At 66.6% G+C, this 24,171-nt stretch carries 23 protein-coding genes and 1 tRNA gene; 14 read left to right on the forward strand and 10 right to left on the reverse strand.

Features of this window, described 5'->3' with window-relative positions; genetic code table 11:
* Positions 1–55 precede the first annotated feature (55 nt).
* Positions 56–2,146, reverse strand: a complete 2,091-nt coding sequence (locus E7773_RS01495; RefSeq protein WP_293987241.1) for an alkaline phosphatase D family protein — start codon at positions 2,144–2,146, stop codon at positions 56–58.
* Positions 2,147–2,341: 195 nt separating this feature from the next.
* Positions 2,342–2,429 (reverse strand) — tRNA-Ser (locus E7773_RS01500).
* Between the two features lie 175 nt (positions 2,430–2,604).
* Here E7773_RS01500 and hspQ point away from each other — a divergent pair.
* Complete coding sequence (gene hspQ, locus E7773_RS01505) at positions 2,605–2,937, forward strand: heat shock protein HspQ (RefSeq protein ID WP_293988189.1); 333 nt, start codon at positions 2,605–2,607, stop codon at positions 2,935–2,937.
* A gap of 69 nt (positions 2,938–3,006) precedes the next feature.
* On the opposite strand, the gene E7773_RS01510 is transcribed toward hspQ, so the two are convergent.
* Positions 3,007–5,604: a TonB-dependent receptor gene (locus E7773_RS01510; protein WP_293987243.1), complete on the reverse strand. Its 2,598-nt coding sequence runs from the start codon at positions 5,602–5,604 to the stop codon at positions 3,007–3,009.
* Between the two features lie 276 nt (positions 5,605–5,880).
* Here E7773_RS01510 and rplU point away from each other — a divergent pair, with 276 nt between their 5' ends.
* The 7 genes from rplU (at position 5,881) to E7773_RS01545 (ending at position 11,158) form a co-directional block, all read left to right on the forward strand.
* Entirely contained in the window at positions 5,881–6,327 is a 447-nt protein-coding gene (gene rplU / locus E7773_RS01515; RefSeq protein ID WP_293988192.1) for a 50S ribosomal protein L21, read from the forward strand.
* Between the two features lie 6 nt (positions 6,328–6,333).
* Positions 6,334–6,600, forward strand: coding sequence for a 50S ribosomal protein L27 (gene rpmA, locus E7773_RS01520; protein WP_293987245.1), 267 nt, complete (start codon positions 6,334–6,336; stop codon positions 6,598–6,600).
* 164 nt (positions 6,601–6,764) lie between these two features.
* Positions 6,765–7,310 (forward strand): GNAT family N-acetyltransferase, encoded by a 546-nt coding sequence (locus E7773_RS01525; protein WP_293987247.1) that lies wholly within the window; start codon positions 6,765–6,767, stop codon positions 7,308–7,310.
* 74 nt (positions 7,311–7,384) lie between these two features.
* Positions 7,385–7,975, forward strand: a complete 591-nt coding sequence (locus E7773_RS01530; RefSeq protein ID WP_293987249.1) for a TetR/AcrR family transcriptional regulator — start codon at positions 7,385–7,387, stop codon at positions 7,973–7,975.
* Between the two features lie 143 nt (positions 7,976–8,118).
* Positions 8,119–9,162, forward strand: coding sequence for a GTPase ObgE (gene obgE / locus E7773_RS01535; RefSeq protein ID WP_293987251.1), 1,044 nt, complete (start codon positions 8,119–8,121; stop codon positions 9,160–9,162).
* The gene (gene proB / locus E7773_RS01540; RefSeq protein WP_293987253.1) at positions 9,147–10,253 is read left to right on the forward strand and encodes a glutamate 5-kinase; all 1,107 of its coding nucleotides are present in this window, start codon (positions 9,147–9,149) and stop codon (positions 10,251–10,253) included. The genes obgE and proB overlap by 16 nt, the downstream gene beginning before the upstream one ends.
* Positions 10,250–11,158 (forward strand): NAD(P)H-binding protein, encoded by a 909-nt coding sequence (locus E7773_RS01545; protein WP_293987255.1) that lies wholly within the window; start codon positions 10,250–10,252, stop codon positions 11,156–11,158. Before proB ends, E7773_RS01545 begins: the two co-directional genes overlap by 4 nt.
* On the opposite strand, the gene E7773_RS01550 is transcribed toward E7773_RS01545, so the two are convergent.
* Positions 11,159–11,689: a Pycsar system effector family protein gene (locus E7773_RS01550; RefSeq protein WP_293987257.1), complete on the reverse strand. Its 531-nt coding sequence runs from the start codon at positions 11,687–11,689 to the stop codon at positions 11,159–11,161.
* Between the two features lie 152 nt (positions 11,690–11,841).
* Here E7773_RS01550 and E7773_RS01555 point away from each other — a divergent pair, with 152 nt between their 5' ends.
* The 5 genes from E7773_RS01555 (at position 11,842) to lptG (ending at position 17,797) form a co-directional block, all read left to right on the forward strand.
* Positions 11,842–12,084, forward strand: coding sequence for an acyl carrier protein (locus E7773_RS01555; RefSeq protein WP_293987259.1), 243 nt, complete (start codon positions 11,842–11,844; stop codon positions 12,082–12,084).
* 4 nt (positions 12,085–12,088) lie between these two features.
* Positions 12,089–13,351: an aminotransferase class I/II-fold pyridoxal phosphate-dependent enzyme gene (locus E7773_RS01560; protein WP_293987261.1), complete on the forward strand. Its 1,263-nt coding sequence runs from the start codon at positions 12,089–12,091 to the stop codon at positions 13,349–13,351.
* A 49-nt stretch (positions 13,352–13,400) separates the two neighbouring features.
* The gene (locus E7773_RS01565; RefSeq protein ID WP_293987263.1) at positions 13,401–15,347 is read left to right on the forward strand and encodes an ATP-binding protein; all 1,947 of its coding nucleotides are present in this window, start codon (positions 13,401–13,403) and stop codon (positions 15,345–15,347) included.
* 117 nt (positions 15,348–15,464) lie between these two features.
* On the forward strand, positions 15,465–16,700 hold the full coding sequence (locus E7773_RS01570; RefSeq protein WP_293987264.1) for an LptF/LptG family permease: 1,236 nt from the start codon (positions 15,465–15,467) through the stop codon (positions 16,698–16,700).
* Positions 16,697–17,797 carry an LPS export ABC transporter permease LptG gene (gene lptG / locus E7773_RS01575; RefSeq protein WP_293987266.1) on the forward strand — a complete coding sequence of 367 codons (1,101 nt, stop codon included), beginning with the start codon at positions 16,697–16,699 and terminating at the stop codon, positions 17,795–17,797. The genes E7773_RS01570 and lptG overlap by 4 nt, the downstream gene beginning before the upstream one ends.
* 244 nt (positions 17,798–18,041) lie before the next feature.
* Here lptG and E7773_RS01580 read toward each other — a convergent pair whose 3' ends face one another.
* Positions 18,042–19,157: a fatty acid desaturase gene (locus E7773_RS01580; protein ID WP_293987268.1), complete on the reverse strand. Its 1,116-nt coding sequence runs from the start codon at positions 19,155–19,157 to the stop codon at positions 18,042–18,044.
* Positions 19,158–19,267: 110 nt separating this feature from the next.
* Between E7773_RS01580 and E7773_RS01585 the strand changes: the two genes are divergently transcribed.
* Positions 19,268–20,419 carry an N-acetyltransferase gene (locus E7773_RS01585; RefSeq protein ID WP_293987269.1) on the forward strand — a complete coding sequence of 384 codons (1,152 nt, stop codon included), beginning with the start codon at positions 19,268–19,270 and terminating at the stop codon, positions 20,417–20,419.
* A 4-nt stretch (positions 20,420–20,423) separates the two neighbouring features.
* Here E7773_RS01585 and E7773_RS01590 read toward each other — a convergent pair whose 3' ends face one another.
* The 5 genes from E7773_RS01590 to E7773_RS01610 form a co-directional block, all read right to left on the reverse strand.
* Positions 20,424–21,221, reverse strand: coding sequence for a transporter (locus tag E7773_RS01590; RefSeq protein WP_293987270.1), 798 nt, complete (start codon positions 21,219–21,221; stop codon positions 20,424–20,426).
* Positions 21,218–21,517 carry a hypothetical protein gene (locus tag E7773_RS01595; RefSeq protein ID WP_293987272.1) on the reverse strand — a complete coding sequence of 100 codons (300 nt, stop codon included), beginning with the start codon at positions 21,515–21,517 and terminating at the stop codon, positions 21,218–21,220. Before E7773_RS01595 ends, E7773_RS01590 begins: the two co-directional genes overlap by 4 nt.
* An 8-nt stretch (positions 21,518–21,525) precedes the next feature.
* Positions 21,526–22,296, reverse strand: coding sequence for an exodeoxyribonuclease III (gene xth, locus E7773_RS01600; RefSeq protein ID WP_293987274.1), 771 nt, complete (start codon positions 22,294–22,296; stop codon positions 21,526–21,528).
* 10 nt (positions 22,297–22,306) lie between these two features.
* On the reverse strand, positions 22,307–22,645 hold the full coding sequence (locus E7773_RS01605) for an iron-sulfur cluster assembly accessory protein (protein WP_293987276.1): 339 nt from the start codon (positions 22,643–22,645) through the stop codon (positions 22,307–22,309).
* Positions 22,646–22,742: 97 nt separating this feature from the next.
* Positions 22,743–23,930: a M23 family metallopeptidase gene (locus E7773_RS01610; RefSeq protein WP_293987278.1), complete on the reverse strand. Its 1,188-nt coding sequence runs from the start codon at positions 23,928–23,930 to the stop codon at positions 22,743–22,745.
* Positions 23,931–24,171 lie beyond the last annotated feature (241 nt).

Raw genomic sequence — 24,171 nt, forward strand, 5'->3', positions numbered from 1 at the left:
TGTCAGGCTATCATAGCGACTTGGGCGATGGAAGCGGACTCTCCATTCCCGCCGATCAGATCGACAGCTTCGGGTCGCCCTCGAGAATCCGCTGGTCGAGCTTCGGCGGCTGACCGGGTTTCCACAGCGGCGCGCGGTGCGACACGCGGTAGCGCAGCGGCCCGCCGTCCGGCGTGGTCGCGCGCTTGATCGGTCGCTCGATGCACACGAATTCGGTGTCGATCGCGCCCGCCGTCGCCGTCACCACCGAATAGCCGTGCCCGGCCATGTCGACGAACTCCACATGCGGCGCGACATCGGGATTGGTCAGCGCGCGCGCCTTGGCGATGTCGCCGCTCGCCGAATATTCGAGCGCCGCGCGCACCCCGCGCTTGATCGTCAGGTTGCAGACATGCTCGGGCGCGGCGCCATCCACCTTGCGTACGAGCAGCGGCGTCACGGCGGACGGCTTGCCGAACTCCACCGCTTCGCCCATGCCCGGGGCGGAAACCGACCCGGTGATGAAGCTCAGCCCGACCGGATTGAACCCCACTGGTGGCAGATGCGGCGCGGCATAACCCGCCCAGAAGGCATGCCGGTCGCCCGATACGGTGACGAAGCCCGATACCTTGCGGTCGCGGACAAGGTCGTAGATTTCGGCGCGCTCGGCGAAGGCGTTGCTGAAGTCGCCATTGCCGAAATTGCCGTAGTCCTTGCCCATCCACGGCATCTTGAAGAACCCCGCGGGCAAGTTCTGCGGGTCGGTCCGCTGATCCATCGGACCGTTGGTCACGCCCCAGATTTTCCAGGTCGCGGTAGATTTTGTCAGCCGGTCCTTGAGCCACGCCTTCTGCTCGCGGCCGAGCACGCTGAAGGGTGGCGCGTCCTTCCGGAAATTGGGGATGCTCTTGTCGCCGATCGAAATCGTCGCGGGCGGCTTGCCGCCGTTGTACGTGCGGCCGCCGTCGGTGATCTCGAGCCATTCCTGCGGCAGCACCGGATACTCGCCCGAATCGAGCGCCGCCGCCTCGGGCACATTGGTCGGGTCCGCCGCCTTGTAGCTGTGGTGATCGGTCAGGATCAGCTCGACGTGGCGGCCGTAGCGCATCGCGCGGTACGCGGTCATGCTACCGACCGCGATGCGGTTGTTGGGCTCGGTACCGAAGCCGTGGTCGTCGAACGTCTCGATCGGTTTTTTCTCGACCGCGGGCGGGCGAAACTGGTCGAGGCCCGGACCGGACGCCTTGTGGACGCGCGACGGGACATATTCCCACCACGCCTGGTTAGCGGCGACGCGCAGCGGCTGCGCGGGCTCGATCCCGTTGCCGGGATATTGGACGAAGCTCTGCCAGCCCTGCCACGAGAATTCATGATTGTCGCCGATGTTGACGAACGGGAACCAGGCGCGGGCATCCTGAATGTCGGGATCGGCGATGTGCGCGCGATAGACGTGGCGATACCCGTCGAGAGTGGTCGGAACATAGAAGTATTTACTGACCTTGCGCTCGTCGGGGACGGGGCCGAGGTCATAGACGGTGCGCGCATAGCGGTGCGACAGCTCGCTGGGTTTTTCGTAAACTTCGTAGATGAAGTCCCCGAGGTGGAGCACGAAGCCGAGTTTCCGGTCCGCCGGGGCGCGCTGGTCCTCCCAGATCATCCGGGCATAGGCGTTCTGCGCGCCTTCGTTGACGCTGTTGCACGACACGAACGCGAAGCGCACGGGCCGCGTATCGCCGTCCTCGGGCGCGGTGATCGTGCGGCCGATCCGGCTGCCGTTCCCCTCGCCGTCGGTGAAGCGATACCAATAGACCGTCGCCGGCTTGAGCCCGGCGGCGAGCACGCGGCAGGTCCAGTCCGCCTCCGCCAGCACCGGGACGCGCGCGGTCGACACGACCCGCGTGAAATCGCGGTCGAGCGCGACCTCCACCACCAGCGAGCCCTTGGTCACGCCGTCGAACGGCCGCCTGGTCCACAGGATCACGCTGTGCGGATCGGGATCGCCTGAGGCGACACCTTCGGGATAGCGGTCGCGCCGTTCGCGCCAAGCCTGCCGCGACGCCTTCGCGTTCCCGGCCCACAGCACCGTCGCGCCGATTGCCGCCGCGCCGGCGATGACCGTGCGCCGGTCGAACTCCCGGCCTGTCGGTTGGGCATCTTCATCGGTCATTGGGTGGTCCTCCCGGCAGGGACTCGGCGCAACGGTGTGATAGTTCACCAACACGCGCGTGCAGGCAAGCCCCGGAACGCGACACCAACGACATGGCCGAGGGCGCGGGCGATTTCGGTTATTGTGGAAGAGAGCGGCACGATAGGGGCGGGCATCGGTGCCGGTCGCCGAGCCGTACGCGGAGATCAGGCCGACTGGCGGAGAGGGTGGGATTCGAACCCACGGTACCTTGCGGCACAACGGTTTTCGAGACCGTCCCAATCGACCACTCTGGCACCTCTCCGCGTCGGCGGAACCACCCCGGGGGCGGGTCGAAGGCGGCGCCTCTATCGTAACTGATCGGTGCGCACAACCCGCGCGCTTGTGCGGCTTCGCGAAAACCCTACATTGTGGTCATGACCACGCTGGACCCCCACGATCTGCGATCCGATGCCACTCATTCTGCCAGGGGCGTGCCGATGCCGCCGATCGCGACCGCGCGCTTTTCGATCGGCGACGTCGTGCGGCACCGCGTGTTCGACATCCGCGGCGTGATCTTCGACGTCGATCCGGTCTTCGCCAACAGCGAGGAATGGTACGAATCGATTCCGGAGGACATCCGGCCGCGCAAGGACCAGCCGTTCTACCACTTGCTGGCGGAGAATGCCGAGTCGAGCTACGTCGCCTATGTCAGCCAGCAGAATTTGCTCCACGACGACAGCGACGAACCGGTCGAGCACCCCGCGATCGACGGGCTGTTCAGCGGGTTGGTCGACGGGCGGTACAGCTTGCGCCGGGAACATCGCCACTAGATTGAGTGGCCGACGACGGACACGAAAAGGGGGCCTTGCGGCCCCCTTCCCTTTTCCAACGGCGCGCGGTCAGAAGTTGAACGCCACGCGCCCGTAAATGAACCGTCCGTTGAAGCCGAACGGCGACAGCTGCGAATAGGGGATGAAGTAACTGTTCGGCGTGAACCCCGGTGCCCCTGTCGCGCCGCCGGTGGGCAGGCGGTCGGGATAGGTATCGAACACGTTGTCCGCGCCGATCGCGAGCGTGACCTGCTTGATCGGGGTCACGCGCAACTCCACATCGGTGACCCATTTCGGCGTCAGCGCGAAATCGCCCGCGACGCTGCCGAGCGGCGCGGTGAGCGCGCCGGCATTGGCGACCCATACCGTGCCGTAGCGGTTGGTGCGCAACGTCGCCCCGACGATCCCCAGATCCCAGTCGACCGACAGGTTCAACTTGGTACGCGGCTGGCCGTCGGTCAGGCGGAACGATTCCTGGCGCCCGAACAGCACCAGCCCGGGCAAGGTCGGCAGCGAGGCGCGTTTGATGATCTTGGTCTCATTGTAATTGTAGCCCGCGGTCAGCACGAACTTGCCCGCGCCGAAATCGGGTACGCGATAGCTCGCCACGACATCGAGGCCTTGTGTGCGCGTATCGACGCCGTTGACGAAGAAGCGCGCCGAACTGACGCCGCCGATCCCTGCTCCCGTCAGCAGGTTGACCACCGCCGTCCCGGTCAAATTGTCGGTCAGCGTCACGCGGTCCTTGATGCGGATATTGTAATAGTCCGCCGTGATGCTGAGCCCGCTGATCGGGTTGAGCGCGATACCGCCCGCGAGGTTGAGCGCTTTTTCCGCCTTGAGCGGTTTGCCGCCGAGCGCGGTGCCGATCGGGCTGGTCGCCGGCACCGTCACGATGTCGATCAGCACGCCACCGACGTTGTTGGTCGAGGTGGTCGAGAAATATTGCTGGGCGAGACTCGGCGCACGGAAACCGGTCGAGATCGACCCGCGCACCGCGATGCCCTTGATCGGCTCGAAACGCGCCGCGAGCTTGCCATTCACCGTGTCGCCGAAATCGCTGAAATGTTCGTAGCGGCCGGCAGCCTGCAAGGTGAACTGCTTGCTGATATCGGCATCGACCTCGGCGTAACCGGCAACGCTGTTGCGGCTGATGTCGATCGCGTTTGCCGGCTTGAAGCCCGGGAACACCTGTGCGCCCGGCGCCGCGCCGTTGGCGATGTATGGCCCGCCGACATAGCTCGCGACATTGCCCGCGCGGATCTTGAAGTTCTCGTCGCGATATTCGGCGCCGAACGCGATGCCGAAGCTGGAGAAACCGCCGACATCGAACTTCTTGCTGAGATCGAGGTTGGCCGTGGTCTGCCCGAACGCAAGCCCGCCGGCGTCGAACCGCCGCGGCGACACCGCCCCGCCGAGCGACACGTTGAAGCTGTCGATCGTCTGGTAATCGAGCTGGTTCGACCCGTACACCACCGACAGGTCGGCATCGAACCCGGCGACATCGCCCTTGATCCCGACCGCGGCCGACACATCCTCGATCTGGCTGTAGATCTTGGGCAGGAAACCGTCCGGATAATAAGGCACGAAATTCACGGTCGACGCCGCGAAGTCGCGGTTTCGCGCATCGTTCGAACGGCGATAGAAACCGGCGCCGATGCCATCGCGGATGCCGTAGCTGCCGAACGTGTAGAGCTGGAAGTTGGGCCCGATGTCGATCCCGGCATTCAGGAACAGGTTGTAATCGACCGCCTTCCCGTCGCCATAGCCATGGCTGAAGCGATCGAAGGTCAGCTCGCGCGGATCGCCGACGTTGAAATATTGCCGACGCGGGTCGGCGCCCGAACGGTTGGTCGGGTCGCGGTCGCGGAACTGCGCGGACAGGGTCAAATATCCGCCGTCGCCGACCGGCAGCCCGACCCGCGCCGCGAGCGTCAGCGTATCGCCGTCGTGCCGCTTGCGTTCGTTGCCGTAGTTGAGCGCGAGCACATCCGCCTGCGCATTGGCACCGGGCGTCATCACGGTCGGCACGCCGCCTGTCGTCGCGACGCCGATCACGTCGTTCACGCCATCCATCGTCGTGTCGTATTTACCGAAGGTCACCGATCCGCTGACGCCGACCTTCTTCGACAACTGGATGTTGATCACGCCGGCAATCGCGTCGGAGCCGTATTGTGACGAGGCGCCGTCGCGCAACACTTCGATCCGGTCGATCGCGATCGGCGGGATTTCGTTGAGATCGACCTGGGTCGCGCCACGGCCGACCGAGCCGTTGAGGTTGATCAGCGCGGCCTGGTGGCGGCGCTTCCCATTGATCAGCACCAGCGCCTGGTCGGGCTGAAGCCCGCGCAGCGTCGCCGGGCGCAGCGAATCGGTGCCGTCGGTCAGCGACGGCTGGGGAAAGTTAAAGGACGGGACCAACTGGTTGAGCAGCTTGTTGGTTTCGGTCTGGCCCGAATTGGACAGCGTATCGCCGGCGATCACGTCGATCGGAACGGGCGAATCGGCAACGGTGCGACCGGGAATACGCGATCCGGTGATGACGATGTCCTTGCCCGACGCGTCGTCGGCCGCCTGCGCGTCGGCCGGCGCGGTCTGCGCGAAGGCAGGCGTCGCCAACGCGATCGCGGACACGGTGAGCAACGATGTGATGATGGCGCGACGCATGGCCGATTCCCCCAATGATTTTTTTCCAGCGGCGTCGGGTCCTCTCCTCCCCTCGGCAGCGGCGTCGACCATATGCCGTCACCGAAATGTAACAACAAAGTTGTGCTACATCCGCGCAATACGCATATTTGGTGTGGCAGACGCGCAACACGCTTTTCGAACGTGTCGCGCGCGTCTCGGCGGTTGACAGCGTGGCGGCCTTCGCCTAGCTGGCCCGTCTTTCCCGGGCAGGCCTTGCTTGCGCTGGGTCCGCTATTTTGAAAAGTGATGAGGGCCATGTTCGCAGTCGTGCGCACGGGCGGCAAGCAGTATCGCGTTGCCGCTGGAGACAAGATCGTCGTCGAGAAGATCGACGGTGAAGCCGGAGCGTCGATCACGCTCGGCGACGTCCTGCTCGCGGGCGAGGGTTCGGAGCTGAAGTCGGTCGCCGGCCTGACCGTCGCGGCCGAGATCGTGGCCCAAGCGAAGGCCGACAAGGTCGTCATCTTCAAAAAGCGCCGCCGGCACAACTATCGCCGCAAGAACGGCCATCGCCAGAACCACACGATCCTCAAGATCGTCGCGATCGGCGAAGAGAAGAAGGCGAAGAAGGCCGCCGAGCCGAAGGCCGAGGTCGCCCCGGCGACCGAAGCCAAGGCCGCCGCGCCCAAGAAGGCTGCCGCGCCGAAGACCGAAACCAAGACCGCTGCCAAGAAGCCGGCGGCGAAGAAGACCGCGGAGTAATTCGAGATGGCACATAAGAAAGCAGGCGGTTCGTCGCGCAACGGTCGCGATTCGGCCGGCCGTCGCCTCGGCGTGAAGAAGTTCGGTGGCGAGACCGCCGTCGCGGGCAACATCCTCGTGCGTCAGCGCGGGACCAAGTTCTACGCGGGCCGCAACGTGGGCATGGGCAAGGACCATACCCTGTTCGCGCTCGTCGACGGCCGCGTGTCGTTCCACGACGGCAAACTTGGCCGAAAGTTCTGCTCGGTCGACATGCCGATTGCGGCCGAATAACATCGGGTGACCAGCCGGGTCGCCCACCAGGGCGATCCGGGGTTTCAAGCGAAATCTTAAAAAGGGAGACGGGTCGCCCCGGCTCCCTTTTTTCATGCTCCCTCCACGGCGTCGCGCGTCTGTCACACGGAAATGCGAGCGGCGCGTCGATCACGGAGAGTGAGATGTTCGCACGGACGAAGAGACTGACGTTACGGCCCGGCTGGCCCGAGGATGCGGCGGCGCTGACTCAGGCGATCGCGCACGAGAAAGTCGCGTTCAAGCTGTCGCGCCTCCCTTGGCCCTATACCGAGGCGCACGCCGCCGAGTGGCTCGCGACGCCGCGTGGCAACGGCGACGTCACATGCCTGATCTTCGCGCATGAAACCGCCACGCCGTGCTTGGTCGGCGCGATCGGGCTGCATCCGGCGCAGAACGGCGAGGACGCGACCGAGATCGGTTACTGGCTGACCCCCGATGCGTGGGGCCGCGGCTATGCGACCGAGGCGGGGCACGCGATGCTCGGGATCGCGCGCTATGCGATGGGGCTGCCGCGGCTGGTGTCGGGGCATTTCCTCGATAATCCGGCGTCGGGCAACGTGCTGCGCAAGCTCGGCTTCCGGCGGACCGGGACCGAGAAGCGGCTGTGCCTCGCGCGCGGGATCGAGGTCGATTGCGCGACGCTCGAGCTCGATTTCGACGAAGAGCCGCGAATGCCCTTGGCGGCATGACCCGCCTGAAGCCCCTCCCCTGAAGGGGAGGGCTAAGTGTTGATTTCGTCCCGTAAACCGCCGACAAACGCGGCATGTCCGTCACCCCCCTGCCCGTCCGCCGCCGCCTGAGCCCAGAGGAATCGCGCGAAGCAGCACTCGACGCAGCGCGCGCGCTGCTGGTCGAATTCGGCCCGCAGGCAGTGACGTTGAAGGCGGTCGCGGCGCGGATCGGGCGCACGCACGCCAATTTGCTCCATCATTTCGGCTCGGCCGCGGGGCTACAACAGGCGCTGATCGAGCGGATGGCGGCGTTCATCACCACGACGATCCGCGACACCGTGTTCCGCCAACGCGCGGGCGAGCACAACCCGCGCGAAGTCGTCGACCTGGCGTTCGACGCTTTCGACACCGGCGGCGCCGGAGCGCTGGCGAGCTGGATGATCCTGTCGGGCAACGAGGACGCGCTCGACCCGATCCTGAAGGCGATCCACGACCTGGTCGACGAGTTGCGCGACGACCATCACGACGAACTGCCGATCGAGGACGAGACACTCCAGCTCGTCATCATGGCGCTGGGCGATGCGCTGTTCGGGGCCCCGCTGACGCGGGTGCTGGGATTGCCGCGCGAGCGGGCGCGGGAATTGGCGTATCAGGTGTTGGTCGCAGGAAGTCCCGTAACTTAACGTTTCTCCGTTCGTCCTCGGACCAGATCGGGGGCTGTCAAAGCACCGTCCTTCCGCCGTAGCCAAGAAAAGAACGGCCCTTCGACAAGCTCAGGGCGAACGGGCGGTGGGATATTTCGCGTCATTAGGCTAAGCGCCGCGCCATGCACTTTTTGGATCAAGCAAAAATCTACACCCGCTCCGGCTCGGGCGGTCCCGGTGCCGTCAGCTTCCGGCGTGAGAAGTTCATCGAATATGGCGGCCCCGACGGGGGCAACGGCGGCAAAGGCGGCGACATCGTGTTCGAGGCGGTCGCGGGCCTCAATACGCTGATCGACTTTCGCTACACCCAGCATTTCCGCGCGCCGCGCGGCAAGGGCGGGTCGGGCGGCAACCGTACCGGCGCGGGCGGCGAGGATCTGGTGATCAAGGTCCCGGTCGGGACGCAAGTTCTGTCCGAGGACAAGGAACAGGTGCTGCTCGACTTCACCAAGGTGGGCGAGCGCGTCGTGTTCCTGCGCGGCGGAGATGGCGGGCGCGGCAATGCCAGCTACAAGACCTCGACCAACCGCGCGCCGCGCCAGCACGGCACCGGCTGGCCCGAGGAAGAAGCGTGGGTGTGGCTGCGCCTCAAGCTCCTCGCCGATGCCGGGCTCGTGGGGCTGCCCAATGCCGGCAAGTCGACCTTCATCAACCAGGTCACCAACGCGCAGGCCAAGGTCGGCGAATACGCCTTCACCACCACGCGCCCGCAACTGGGGGTGGTGCGGCACCACAACCGCGAGTTCGTCGTCGCCGACATCCCCGGCCTGATCGCCGGCGCGGCCGAAGGCGCGGGGATCGGCGACCGCTTCCTCGGGCATATCGAGCGCTGCCAGGTGCTGCTCCATCTGGTCGACGCAAACGATGCCGACGTCGCCGAAAGCTATCGCATTGTGCGCGACGAACTGGAGGCATACGGCGCCGGGCTGACCGACAAGAAAGTCGTCGTCGCGCTGAACAAGATCGACATGCTCGATGACGAACTTATCGCCGCGCTGTCGGCCGAACTCGAGGAAGCGAGCGGCGCGGAGGTGATCCCGATCTCCGGCGCGGCGGGGACCGGGGTGGACTGGGTGCTCGACAAATTGCTCGACGCGATCGGCGACCACGCCAAGGTCAGCGAGGACGACCAGGGCGAGGACACGATCGAATGGTCGCCGGTCTAGCCGCCTGCCCCCGCCTGATCGTCAAGGTTGGGTCGTCGCTGCTGGTGACGCCCGAGGGCGAGGTGCGGCGTGCGTGGTTGGCAAGCCTTGCGGCGGATGTCGCCGCCGCCGCGAAAGCGGGGCAGCAGATCGCGATCGTGTCGTCGGGCGCGATCGCGCTGGGCGCGCGGCGGTTGAAGCTCGCCAAGGGTGGCCGCGCGAGCCTGGAAGACGCGCAAGCCGCCGCCGCGACGGGGCAGATCGCGCTCAGCCAAGTGTGGGCCGAATGCCTCGCCGCCGAGGGGCTGACCGCGGCGCAGATGCTGGTGACGCTCGACGACCTCGAGGACCGGCGGCGCTACCTCAATGCCGCCGCGACGCTCAACCGGCTGCTGTCGCTGGGCGTCGTGCCGGTGATCAACGAAAACGACAGCGTCGCGACTGCGGAAATCCGCTTCGGCGACAACGATCGGCTCGCCGCGCGGGTGGCGCAGGTGGCCGGGGCGCAGGGCGTGCTGCTGCTGTCGGACGTCGACGGATTGTTCGACCGTGACCCCGCGCAGCCCGGCGCGACGCTGATCGAGCAGGTGGCGCGGATCGACGCCGCGGTCGAGGCGATGGCGGGCGGATCGTCGTCGGGAATGGGATCGGGGGGCATGACCTCCAAGGTGCAGGCCGCGCGGATCGCGACGCGTGCGGGGATCGCGCTCGCCATCGCCAACGGGCGAGTCGATCATCCACTGGCGCGTTTCATCGAGACCGGGCGCGGCACGCTGTTCGCCGCCGAGCGTGCCGCGACCGCGCGGAAGGCGTGGCTCGGCGGGCGGCTGAGCGTGCGCGGTGTCATCCATGTCGATGCCGGAGCGGTCGCGGCGCTGGCGCAGGGAAAGAGCCTGTTGCCCGCCGGCGCGCTGCGGATCGAGGGCAGGTTCGCGCGCGGCGATCGCGTGGCGATTGTAGGTCCGAACGGCGTCGTCGCGAACGGCCTGTCCGAATATGACGCCGCCGATGCCGCGCGGCTGGCGGGCAAGCGCAGCGACGAGGCGGCGGCGATCCTGGGCTATGCGCCCCGTGCCGCGCTCGTCCATCGCAGCCACATGGTGCTGGCATGACCGTGATCGCGCTCACCGGCGGGACCGGCTTTGTCGGCAGCCATGTGATCGACCGGGCGACCGCCGCCGGGATCGAGCTTCGCGCGCTGACGCGGCGGCCGCAGCCCGACCGCGCGGGCGTCACGTGGATCGCGGGCGCGCTCGACGATGCCGCGAGCCTCGCGACGTTGGTCGAAGGCGCCGACGCGGTGCTCCACGTCGCGGGCGTGATCAACGCGCCCGACCGCGCGGGGTTCGCGGCGGGCAATATCGAGGGCACGCGCGCGGTGATCGCGGCGGCGCGGGACGCGGGCATCCGCCGCTTCGTCCAGGTCTCCTCGCTCGCCGCGCGCGAGCCGGGCCTGTCGGACTACGGCTGGTCGAAGGCTGAGGCCGACAAGGTGCTGATGGCGAGCGACCTCGACTGGACGATCGTCCGCCCACCCGCGATCTTCGGCCCGCGCGACAGCGAGATGCTCGAACTGTTCAAGCTGGCCAAATGGCACGTCATGCCGCTGCCCCCCGCCGGCGGCCGACTGTCGGTCATCGCGGTCGAGGAGCTGGTGCGATTGCTGCTCGCGCTCCCAACCAGCAATGCGCTGACGCGCCAGATCGTCGAGCCCGACGACGGTCGGCCCGGCGGCTGGGACCATCGCGAGCTGGCGCGCGCGATCGGCGTGGCGACGGACAGCACGGTACTCCCGCTTCCCCTGCCCCGCGTCGTGCTGAACGCGGTCGCGGCGGGCGACGGGCTGGTTCGCGGCAAGGGTGCCAAACTGACCCCCGACCGAGTCCGCTATTTCTGCCACAAGGACTGGGTCAGCCACGTCGCGCCGCCCGCCGACGTGTGGGCTCCGCAGGTCGACACGCGCGAGGCGCTCGCCGCGACGGCCGCATGGTATCGCGCAAACGGCCTGTTGCGCTGATCAGCGCGCAAATTCCCAGATGACCGTGGCGAGGCTCGCGACGAGGCCCGCCAGCAAGACCAGATACGCGTAACCCAGCAGCCGATACTTCTTGCGCGCCAGCACCTGGCCGTTTTGGTAGAGATCGCGCGCCATGACGTCGATGATCGCGTCGTCGGCAAGGATCCGGGCGCGCAACGCGGCGACGAACTCCTCTTCGGACAGTCGGACGAACGAGCCGAAGAACAGCAGGTTGACGGGCGCATCCGAACTCGCGCGTTTCGCGCCGATCGACGGCATCACCACCGACACCGCGAGCATCGCGGAGACGAAGGCGAAGCCGCCCAGCACCGCTAGCGGCAATGGCGGCAGCCCGCCCTTCGCCTGGCCCACCGCGATCGTGAAGATGACGAACGTCGCGCCCATCAGGATCGACGCTTTCTGATCGGCCATCTGGCTGAGGCTGAGGTGCATCGTCTGCGCCGTGCGCAGGACGTGGATGTAATTGGGCGGGAATGGCGGATGGTCGCCCGTCTGATTGCTGTCTGCCACGGCCACCCCCCTCGGCGCGATGAATTGCATGCGTCGCCCAGAATGCCAAGCGCGCGTGCCAACAGTGGCAAGTCAGCCGCTATTCGCTATACCCGCGCCGAAAAGCCGCCGCATTTGCCGGGCAACGCCATCGCGACAAAAAGGACAACACCATGAGCGACCGCGCCGAAACCTTCGAAAAAGTCACCGGGCTGATCCAGCCGTTCAACAAGAAGCAGGTGGCGCTGTCGGACGCGACGACGTTCCAGCACGACCTCGAATGGGATTCGCTGACCGTCATGGATTTCGTCGCCGCGATCGAGGACGAGTTCGACATCATCATCACGATGAACATGCAAGCCGAAATCGAGACGGTCGGCCAGTTGGTCGATGCGGTTCAGAAGCTGAAGGCGTGAGTCGATGACCGACGCCGGCCAGACCAACGAGAAACTGCCCGCCGATCCAGCGGCGGTGGCCCCCGAGACCGACCTGATGTCGAAGTTCGACGGCCTGATCGCCGAGCGTCAGGCGCTGATCGACACCGGCGTGACCGATCCTTTCGCGATCGTGATGGATCGGGTGAAGTCGCCGACCGAGGCCGTCATCAAGGGCAAGGACACGATCCTGCTCGGCACGTACAATTACATGGGCATGACGTTTGATCCCGACGTGATCCAAGCGGGGCACGACGCGCTCGACCAGTTCGGGTCGGGCACCAATGGCAGCCGGATGCTCAACGGCACGTTCCGCGATCACATGGAGGTGGAGGAAGCGCTGCGCGAATTCTACGGCGTGTCGGGCGCGATCGTCTTTTCGACCGGCTACATGGCCAATCTCGGGATGATCTCGACGCTCGCGGGCAAGGGCGAATACGTCATCCTCGACGCCGACAGCCACGCGTCGATCTACGACGGCTGCAAGCAGGGCTATGCCGAGATCGTCCGTTTCCGCCACAACAGCGTCGAGGATCTCGACAAGCGCCTGGGTCGCTTGCCCAAGGAAGCGGGCAAGCTGGTCGTGCTCGAAGGCGTCTATTCGATGCTCGGCGACATCGCGCCGCTCAAGGAAATGGTCGCGGTAGCAAAGAAGCACGGCTGCATGGTGCTCAGCGACGAAGCGCATTCGATGGGATTCTACGGCCCCAACGGGCGCGGCGTGTACGAGGAACAAGGCTGCGAGGGCGACGTCGATTTCATCGTCGGCACCTTCTCCAAATCGGTCGGCACCGTGGGCGGGTTCTGCGTGTCGAATCATCCGAAGTTCGAGGCGATCCGCCTCGCCTGCCGCCCGTATATCTTCACCGCCAGCCTGCCCCCCTCGGTCGTCGCGACCGCCGCGGCGTCGATCCGCAAGCTCCGCCACGCGCACAACAAGCGCGCGCATTTGTGGGAGAATGCGCGACGGCTCCACGGCGGGCTGACCGCGATGGGGTTCAAGCTCGGTACCGAGAAACCCGACAGCGCGATCATCGCGGTGATCCTCGACGATCAGGAACAGGCCGTCGCGATGTGGCAGGCGCTGCTCGACGGCGGACTGTACGTCAACATGGCGCGGCCCCCGGCGACCCCGGCGGGCACGTACCTGTTGCGCTGCTCGCTGTGCGCCGAGCACACCAACGAACAGATCGACGCCGTGCTCGGGATGTTTCAAGCGGCAGGACGAATCGTAAACGCGATCAGTTGAGGGAACGCCGGGGGTTACTTCGATTCGCCCGATTCGCTAAGGTGCGTGCATGGGCGGGAGCGATGCCGAACCACGGCTCGTCGACAAGGCGCGCGATATCTGGCGGGGGGTAACCCTGGCGGTGATGGCGGTGCTGGGCGCCGGTATCCTAATCGCGCTGGTCGTCCTGCAATCGAATGCCAACACGCAACGCGACCGCGCGTTGCAACTCCAAAGCCACAGCTACGACGTGATGATCCTGACGCGCACGCTGTCGGGGACGATCGCGCGCGCGGAGGCCGCGCTCGGGCGGTACGTCATCAGCGGCAAGGAAGAGACCGGCCGCGATTATGCCGATCAATGGGATCAGGCCCGCGCCCAGCTCGATCGGCTCGATGCCGTCACCGACGACAATCAACAGCCGGCGATCGACCGGCTGCGCGCCGCGTTCCAGCGCCGCGGCGAGGAATTGTCGGTGACCGCGCTCAGCACCGCCTACAAGAAGAACAGCCAGGCCTATTCGCGCTACTACGAAGCCGGCAAATCCCCGTCGCTGAGCGAAATCGACAACGAGCTCGACCATATCATCCGGTCCGAGCACGACTTGCTCGATCAGCGCACCGCGTCGGCGATGGCATCGGTCGCGCAGTCGAGCGAGGTCGCGCGTATCCTGACCATCTTCGGCGTGCTGATCGTGCTGGGTGCGGTCGTGCTGGGCGTGCTGACGATCCGGGCGATGCAGGAACGCGCCGCCGCCCGCGCCGAGGCCGACAACGAACGCGAACGGGCGGCGCTGCTCGAGGAAGCGGTGAGCGAGGCGACCGCGGCGCTCGGCCAGCAGGAAGCCAAGCTACGGCAAGTCCAGAAGATGGAAGCCGTGGGCCAGCTGACCGGCGGGATCGCGCACGATTTCAACAATATGCTGGCGGTGGTTCTCGGTGGGCTCGAACTGGCGCGCCGCGCGATCGCGAGCGACCCGGCGAGCGCGAGCCGACACCTCGACAACGCGACCGATGGCGCCAATCGCGCCGCCGCGCTGACTCGTCGGCTGCTCGCTTTCTCGCGTGAGGAAGCGCTCAACCCCGAAGCGATCCGTCCGATCGACGCGATCGGCGGCATGACCGACCTGCTCGACCGCACGCTCGGCGACCAGATCATCGTGGAGCGCAGCGACGACGGCGCCGGCTGGGCTATCTGGGCCGATCGTCACGAGCTGGAAAACACCCTGCTCAACTTGGCGGTCAACGCGCGCGACGCGATGGACGGCCGCGGCCGGCTCAGCATCCGCACCAGCGCTGTGACGCTCGCCGCGGGGCAGATCGGGCATTGCCTGGGCGGCGATCACGTCGCGGTCGCGGTGCGCGACACGGGCTGCGGCATGGCGCCCGAAACGCTCGAGCGCGTGTTCGAACCGTTCTTCACGACCAAGCCGGTGGGCAAGGGCACCGGACTCGGCCTCAGCCAGATTTTCGCTTTCGCGCGCCAGTCGGGGGGCGAGATCACGATCGATTCCACGCCGGGCGACGGCACGGTCGTGACCTTGTACCTTCCGCGTCACACCGAAGTAGCGGACACCGCTGCCCAACCCATGCCGAGCGCACCCGCGCGCGCCCTTCCGACGATCACCGGGCTCGGCATTCTGGTGGTCGAGGACGATCCGCGCGTGCTGACCGCCACGGCCGGCGCGCTGGAGGAGCTTGGCCACCGCGTGGTCCCGTGCCCCGACCCACTCGACGCGCCGCGCATGGTGGACGATCTCGGACCGTTCGACCTGATCGTCTCCGACGTGCTGATGCCCGGCCAGACCGGCCCGGAGATGGTCGCGGGTCTGCTCGCGCACCGGCCCGACGTCGCGGTGCTGTTCGTGACGGGATATGCCGGCGACGGATCGGCGGCTGATTTCTGTGGCCGACCGGTATTGCGCAAGCCCTTCACGATCACCGGGCTCGAGCACGCGATCGCCGATGCGATGGCAATCGAAAGGCCGGCCTCGCCGGATCAGCTTGCGGCCGAGTGAGACGGTTTTTCCGGCTGACGCGGGTCTAATGCCTGCCTATAGCCGTTTGACACGCTCACGCCGCGACCGGCCGAAGGACCGACGTCCCCGATCTCCATGAACTCCATCGACCGTTACATGGCCCGGGCGATAGCGGTCCCGCTGCTCGCCAACCTGGTGATCGCGTCGATGCTGCTCGTGCTCGACCGCATCCGCATCCTGCTCGACTTCGTGACGACCGAGGGCGGCCCAGTCAGCGTGATCTGGCGGATGCTCGCCAACCTGTTGCCCGAATATCTCGGTCTCGGCATTCCGATCGGTCTGCTGCTCGGTTGCCTGCTCACCTTCCGGCGCTTCGCCACCTCATCCGAGTTCGACGTGTTCCGCGCGGTCGGGGTCAGCCCGCATCGCCTGCTGCTGGTGCCGTATATGTACGCGGCGGTGCTGGCGGCGCTCAACCTCGGGATCGTCGGCTATCTCCAGCCGCAGGCGCGGTTCCAGTACGAGCGGCTGCGCTACGAGTTGCGCACGGGCGCGCTGGGCGCGTCGATCAAGGTCGGCGAGTTCACCACCTTTCCCAGCCGGAACGGGGTTCCGGGCCCGACCGTCCGCGTCGAACAGAGCCTGGACGAAGGACGCGAACTGCGGGGCATTTTCCTCCAGCAGTCCGACAAGAAAGGCAACACGTTCGCGGCGACCGCCGAGCAGGGCAAGTTCCTGTCCGGGGGCAACCCGGACGAGATCATCTTCCAGCTGTCCAAGGGAACGCTCGTCCGCACCGAGGTCGGCGTTCCCACCCCGCGCGTGCTGCGCTTCGATCTGTGGAACATCCCGATCCCACTGCCCAAGAGCGATCCGTTTCGCGGGCGCGGCGGGCGCAATTTGGAGCGCACGCTGCCCGAACTGGCGGTGCTCGGACGTGCGACCAACAAGGACGAGGAATTGCGCGACACCAGCCGCGCCGCGTTCCATTTCCGCCTGACCGAAGTCTCCGCGATGTTCCTGCTGCCGATGCTGGCTATGGCGCTCGGCGTGCCGCCCAAACGATCGACCTCGGCGCTCGGGGTGTTCCTCGGGATCGTGATGATCGTCACCTATTTCAAGATCAACGAATATGGTCAGTCGGTCGGCGGGCTCGGCAAGATCGACCCGTTCCTGGCCTTGTGGGTACCCTTCGTAGTGTTCGCCGCACTGGTGCTGAAGATGTACTACACGATCGCCTATGTTCCCGGCGGCGAGCCGATCGGCGGGCTCGAGCGCGCGTTCGCCAAGCTGACCAAGGCGGTGCGCCGCTGGTTGCCGGGACGCCCCAACGGCGACGCGGCCGATGACGACGACGATGCCGCGCTGCCCCACGCCGGAGCAGCGGCATGATCTCGGTCCAGTTCTTTCCGTCGCGCACCGTCTCGCTCTACATGGCGAAGACGTTCATCGTGCGCGTGCTCGCCGTACTTGCCGCGTTGGTTCTTGTCCTCCAGTTCCTCGATGCGCTCAGCGAAACGGGCAATATCCTCGCGCATCCGGGCAACGGCCAGGCCGAAGTGTGGCGCTACATCAGCTTGCGCGCGCCGCAGATCGTCGCGCGGTTCGTGCCCTATTCGGTGCTGCTCGGCGCGATCATCACTTACTCGACGCTCAATCAGAACAGCGAGGTCATCGCGCTCAAGGCCTCTGGCCTCTCCGCGCACCAGATCCTCGCGCCGATGATCCTCGCCGCGCTGGGCATCGCGGTGGTGAGCTTCGCGTTCAACGACCGCATCGTCAGCCGCGCGACCGCGACGCTCGATGCGTGGAAGAAGGTCGAATATGCGCAAATCCCGATCGACCATGGCGACCGCACCAACGTCTGGACCAAGGCGGGCGAGGACCTGATCCACGTCCAGTACGTCAGGGTGCAGGGCGACGGCGCGGCGTTGACCGGCATCACCTTCTATGACCGCGACGCCGGCGGGCGGCTCATTTCCACGACGACCGCCGACCATGGCCAGCAGCAGGGCAAGGCCTGGCGCATCTGGCCGGCGCGCAAGTTCGACGTCGCGAGCGGACAGATGAGCAGCCTCGGCCCGGTGGTCCTCGCCGACGGGGTCAAGCCCAGTCAATTCACGCTCGCGAGCATCGATGCCGAAGGACAGTCGTTCCTCGAACTGCGCAGCACGGTCGCCGCGCTGAAGGCGGCGGGCCGCCCGACCAAGGCGTACGAGGGCGAGCTATGGCACAAATTGTCGAGCCCGCTGTCGGCGATCCTGATGCCCTTGCTCGGCGCGGTCGCCGCATTTGGGCTGGCGCGGTCGGGCAAGCTGTTCATCCGCGCCGTGATCGGCATGGCGCTGGGCTTCACCTATTTCGTGATCGACAATTTCGCGCTCGCGATGGGCAACATGGGCGCCTACCCGCCGTTCCTCGCAGCCTGGGCGCCGTTCTTACTGTTTCTGATGATCGGCGAAGCGGTGCTGATCAGGACTGAAGAATAATCAGAGCGGGAATGGTGAAATGAACTGGGGGTTCGTGTTCTTTCTGCTTCCCGCAGCCGTGTGCACCTCGCTCCTCGCTTACAGCCTCACGACTGGCAGAATGCCGGCGGGTCGTGCGTCGCCCGTGGCAAAGGCCGACAGTCCGATCACGTTCTGGATATGCGGCGCGGTGTGGGCGGCAGGAACACTTGGCTGCCTGCTCTGGGCAGCTGGTATCGCGGTGGGATTTGTGAGCTAAAACGCCTCAGCGCCGCTTGATTGTGCTCGCCGCCAACCGCTTCGCCAAGAACGGCAACCCGGTGTAGCTGCCCTTATGATACACCGAGTCCGCGTCGAGCGCGGCGGTGATGCGGCGGTGCGCGGTGCCGAGCGCGTGGTACGGGAGGCCGGGCAGCAGATGATGCAGCGCGTGATAGCGCAAGCCCACCGGCGCCCACAGCATCGGCAGCAGGGCCGGCGGCGGAACATTGACCGAATCGAGGTATTGCGCGGTGACCGTCATCGCCTCGCCCTCGTTCTCCCACAGATGCGCGACGAGCGTGCGCACCTGGTTAGTCACCGCGAGGCCCGAGGTGACCGCGAGGAAGATCAGGAATGCCTTGAGCGGGATCATGCCCGTCGCGGTCAGCACGATCAGCGCGATCGCATAGACGCTCGCGCCCGCCTCGAGCCGGTGCCATAGCGCGCGCGCCTCGCCCTCGGGCGGGCGGCGACGGAACGAAGGGTTGATCTGCAAGCCCGAGAAGCGTGCCACCACCGTACGCCGCAGCGGCGGGATGACCGCCGACAGCGGAGTCAGCACGGCGTAGCGGAACAGCAGCGCGACCGGTGCCAGCGCGGCGACGAGGATGAACGTCGGCAAGGTCCACCATTTCATCAGCGCGAGCGGCAGGTATTCGGGATCCTCGACCGTACCGTAGCGCGTGCGCGCGTGGTGGAGGTTGTGCACGCCTTCGTACATGAAGCTCGGGGTCAGCAGCGGAATTCCGACGAGCAGGTTCCAGCCGAGCCGAAATCCCGGCACCGCACTGTGCTTGATGTGCGTGAGCTCGTGGATGAAGCTTTCGGCGCGGTACAGCGCGAGCGCCGCGACCACGCCCGCCAGCACCGTCCAGCCGAGCGACGGCGCCGCCATCGCCGCGATCAGCGCCGCGTAGCCGATCGCCGCCGACGCCAGCATGTCGGACCAGTAGATCGCGGGCCGTGCGGTGTTGAGGTCGCGCGTCAGGTCGGCAGCGGTCTTGAGCATCACCTTGTCGTCGTCGATCCGCGCGCGCGCGGCGGCACGCGCAGCGAGTGCGGCGGCAGCGCCGGTTTCCCGGCGGTCGAGGGTCGCAACTGTATCCATGGGCGTGGCCATTGGCCGAATATAGTGGCGAGACGGTGGCAAACCAACGGCTTGTCGATCGTCGTCGCTTGCCGAACTCCTTCGCGTTGCCTAACCCGCGCGGCAACAGCAGCGAGGTACCGATGCCCTCCCCCACCATCCGCCCGATCAGCAGCAAGGCCGACCGCAAGAAGTTCGTCGACCTGCCTTTCCGCCTCTACAAGGATGACCCGAACTGGGTGCCGCCCTTGAAGGGCGAGGCACTCGGGCTGATCACGCCGGAGAAGAACGGCTGGTACAGCCACGCCAAGGCGCAATTGTTCCTGGCCGAGGAAAATGGCCAAGTCGTCGGGCGTATCTCCGCGCATATCGACACGCTCGCGCTGACGATGCCGGCCGACAAGGGGTTCGGCCCCGGCGTCGGGCAATGGGGATTGATGGACGCCGAGCGCGAGGAGGTCTTCACCGCGCTCCTCGCCGCCGCCGAGGGCTGGCTGCGCGACCAGGGGATGACGCGCGCGCTGGGGCCGATCTCGCAATCGATCTGGGAAGAGCCCGGCTTGCTCGTCGAAGGATACGACCATCCGCCGACGATCATGATGGGGCACGCCAAACCCGAATATAAGGGCTGGATCGAACGTGCCGGGTACCAGCCGGTCAAGACGCTCCAGACCTACGACCTCGACGTGACGAAGCAATTCCCGCCGATCGTCCAGCGCATCGTCGCGATGGGCGAGAAGAACCCGCGCATCCGCATCCGCGAGGTCGACAAGTCGCGGTTCGACGAGGAAGCCGCGATCATCCTCGCGATCCTCAACGACGCCTGGTCGGACAATTGGGGGTTCGTGCCCCTCACCCCGCCGGAGATCGCCGATGTCGGGGTGAAGCTGAAGCCGATCGTGTTCAACGACCTGATCCGCATCGCCGAGCTGGATGGCAAGCCGGTCGCGTTCATGATCACGCTTCCCGACCTCAACGAAGCGATCAAGCCGCTCGACGGGTCGCTGCTCCCGTTCGGCTGGGCCAAGCTGTTGCTGTGGCTCAGAAAGCCCAAGGTCACGACGATGCGCGTCCCGCTGATGGGCGTGGTCAAGGAACTGCAATCGTCGCGGCTGGCGAGCCAGCTCGCCTTCATGATGATCGAATATATCCGCCGCGCGGCGGTCGCGCGCTACGGCGCCAGCCGCGGCGAGATCGGCTGGGTGCTCGACGACAATCAGGGCATGAACGCGATCGCCGACGCGATCGATAGCCACGTCAACAAGGTCTATGTGATCTACGAACGGGCGCTGTAGCGGATCAGAACCGCCGCGAAATCCCGGCGTAGAGTTCCACGTCGGGGGCGTCCTTGTTCAGCCCGGCCGCGCCGTACACGTCGAACTGGAGGTTCTTCGTTGCCATCCACCCGACCGACAGCGCAGTCAGCGCCTGCGTCGTATGGCCCGCGGGATCGTCGTCGCGCATCACTTCCGTCTCGCCCGTCAGCGTGACCGCCTCGGACAATTTGAACGCGAGGCCTATCGTCCCGCTATAGGCGAGGTGCCGCCCGCGCCCGTCCTGATCGACAGCTGCGTCGACTTCGGGCGTGGCCGCCAGCGATACCGTATCAGATAACGAAAAGCTGAGTGGCAACAGCACCCCCGCTCCCCAGTCGCCCGCGCCAACCGGACTCCGGCCGACCGGCAGCGTTACGTAGGGCAACAGTGCGATCGACGTCTTGTCGCCGTCGGGGTCCATAAGGTTGATCTTGGCGCTCAGCGACACATCGCCGATCGCGCCCTCATTGCTCACGATGCCGGTGGTCTTATCGCGCTGGCGGACGTGGCCATAGGGTGTCCAGCCGATCTGCGCCTCGATCGTATCGGTCAGTCCGATGCGGAGCTTGGTGTCGCCGATCAGGACGGTATCGGTGCGACTGTCGGGCTGGTCGTCGAGCGTCCAGTCGGCGACCGACGTCTCGACCGACACATGGCCCTTGTCGACGATGCATGGCGGGGTGTTCAGCCCCGGCCGCTCGGGGCAATAGTCGCGTTCCTTGTCCTGCGCATGCGCGACGCCGGGGAGCAGGAGCGCGAAGGCGTATATCAGTCGTTTCATGCGAGCCTCACCGGTGTCGGGTCGCCGAGCTCGGCGACCGCGTCTGCCTCCGCCGCAGCGCGTGCGGTCGCGAAAGCAGCGCGGACAGCGTCCGGCCCATGCGTCTCGCCGAGCCGGGCCAAAATCGCGTCGTCCTCGTCGGTCGCGATCGCGCGCACCAGATCGTCGGGATCCTCGCCCAGCGCCTCGGCAAGCCCCCGCATCGCCCGCGCACGGACGCGGAATGCGAACGCATCGAGCCGGGCGCTTTCGAATTCGCCCTTGCGGTGGAGCATCTTCTGGAGGTCGAACGCCATCGGCCGAACTACCGCAGACGGACCCAGGTCGGCGCGTGGTCGCTGGCCTTTTCGCGGCCGCGATATTCCTTGTCGACGCCGGCGTCGCGCAGGCGGTCTGCGGCGATCGGCGACAGGAGCAGGTGATCGATACGGAACCCCGCGTCGCGCTGCCACGCGCCCGCCTGATAGTCCCAGAAGGTCCATACGCCGCCGCTCGGGAAGCGCGTGCGCAGCGCGTCGGTCCAGCCTTGCGCGAGCAGCGCGCGGTAACGCTCGCGGCTTTCGGGCTGCATCAGCGCGTCGTCTCGCATCGCGCGGACCGAGAAGGTGTCGTCGTCGTTGGGGATGACGTTGTAATCGCCCGCCAGCACCACCGGCATTTCCTCCGCGAGCAATCCGCGCGCGCGGTCGGCGAGTCGGTCCATCCACTTGAGCTTGTAGTCGAACTTCGGCCCAGGCTGTGGGTTGCCGTTGGGGAGGTAGAGCGATGCCACGACCAGCCCGTCGATCTCGCATTCGAGGTAGCGGCTATGCTCGTCCTCGGGATCGCCCGCGAGGCCGCGCTGGCGCTCGACCGGGTCCTTGCCCCTGGCGAGTACCGCGACGCCGTTCCACGACTTCTGCCCATGCCATACCGCGCCATAGCCGGCCGCGCGGATCGCATCGATCGGGAAGCCGTCGTCCTGCGACTTCAGTTCTTGCAAGCACACGACGTCGGGCTGCTGCTCGGTCAAATACTCGACCAGCCGCTCGATCCGTGCCTTGATGCCGTTGACGTTGTAAGTGACGATCTTCACGCAGGCGGTTCTACACCGAGAACGATGTGCCGCAACCGCAGCCCGACGCCGCATTGGGGTTCTCGACCGTAAAATGCGCGCCGCCCAAATTGTCGACGAAATCGACCGCGCAACCGCGCACCAGGTCGAAACTGATATCGTCGACCAGCAGCTTCACGCCGTCGAGCTCGGCGATCGTGTCGCCCGGCTCCTCGGCGTCGGCGAGCCCGAACTTGTACTGGAAGCCCGAGCAGCCCCCGCCCTCGACCGACAGGCGCAGCATCGCTGGCTTGTTCTGCCGCGCCGCGATCCACGCCACGCGCGCCGCCGCGGCGGGAGTCAGCGTGATGTCGGGCGCGAGCGTTGCCATGGGGCGGGAGATAGGCATTGCCGTGCCTCCCGGCAACCAACGAAAAAGGGCCGCGCCAGTCGCCCGGCGCGGCCCCTCCTCTCCCGTTTTGTAACGGTTACTCGTCGGTCGAATCGGCCGCCGGCGCGGTCGTCATCGGCACCGCGTTCAGCGTCGGGCTGCGCAGCGCGGTCGAATAGTCGGCGGTGGTCAGGAACGGCATCGGGTTGACCGCGCGGCCGTCGATGCGGACCTCGTAGTGCAGGTGCGGGCCGGTCGAGCGGCCGGTCGAGCCCGACAGCGCGATCAGCTGGCCGCGCTTCACGCGCTGGCCCGCCGTCACGAGGATCTTCGACAGGTGGCCGAAGCGCGTCTGGATGCCGCGGCCATGGTCGATCTCGACCATGTTGCCGTAGCCGCCTGAACGCTCGGCCTTGTCGACCGTGCCGTCGGCGGTGGCGTAGACCGCGGTGCCGGTGGCGCACTGAATATCGACGCCCGGGTGGAACGCCGCGGTGCCACGGAACGGGTCGCTACGGATCCCGAAATTGCTGGTGAAGCTCATGTGCGCGATCGGCTGGACCGACGGGATCGAGATCAGGCCGTCCTCGAGCGTGTCGAGCTTCTTCCAGGTCTGGAACAGGGCGCGGAACTGTGCATCGGCGGCGAGGTCGGCGGCCGCCTCGGGGCTGTCGGCGGCGATCAGCGGGCCACCCATCGCGGCCGGCTTCACCTGGAAACGGCTCGGGTCGATCCCGATCGACCGCGCGCGGCTCACCGCGGCGATGTAACGCTTCTCGGTCGCGATGCGCGCCTTGATCGCCAGATTGACCTGGCTGCGCTCGACCCGCTCGAGCGGGGCGACGACATCGGCGGCAACCGCGGCGGCCTTGGCATCGATCGGCTGGTACGCGACCGGCTGGAGGTTCCCCTGGCCGTTGAGCGCGGCGGCGAGCATCGCCTGGCGCGCCTCGACCCGCTGGGCGCGGACGTCGGCGACATATTTGATCTGCTGGATCTTGGCCTGCATGTCGGCGACCTGCGCCTCCATCTTGGCGACCTTGGCTTCGGGCGACAGCGGCTTTTCGGTGAGCCCGGTCAGTGCGATCGCGCTGACGCCGGCCTGCGCGACGCCATACGCCGAGAAGACGAGCGTGACGGCGCCGGCGGCGGCAAGCGCGGCCTGCGTGCGGCCAGCAAGCGAGAAGCGGCGCAGGTCACGGCCATCGTGAAAGATGAAATCGCGCGTCTTGAAATATTGCCCGAAGCGCGCGACCGCGTTCCGCAAACCCGTAAACTTGTTCATGTGTCCCCGGCGACCCTGGCGACGGTCACCGCGAGCGGTGACCTTGATTGCTTGAATGACCGGACCCAGTTTCCCCCGCATCCGGTTTGATGGAACCTTCCCTGCCCAGCTGTCGTTTTCATGCAATAGCCGCGCGCCGAATCGGGGCCAGACCGGCGCGTCCGTGCGGCGAGTCGTTAAACTGCGTGTGAATTTGCGTGCCTTGCCGTCGTGCGGGCAAGCGATTCGGTGTGATTCCAGC

The organism is Sphingomonas sp. (assembly GCF_004799495.1).
Classification (GTDB): Bacteria; Pseudomonadota; Alphaproteobacteria; order Sphingomonadales; family Sphingomonadaceae; genus Sphingomonas.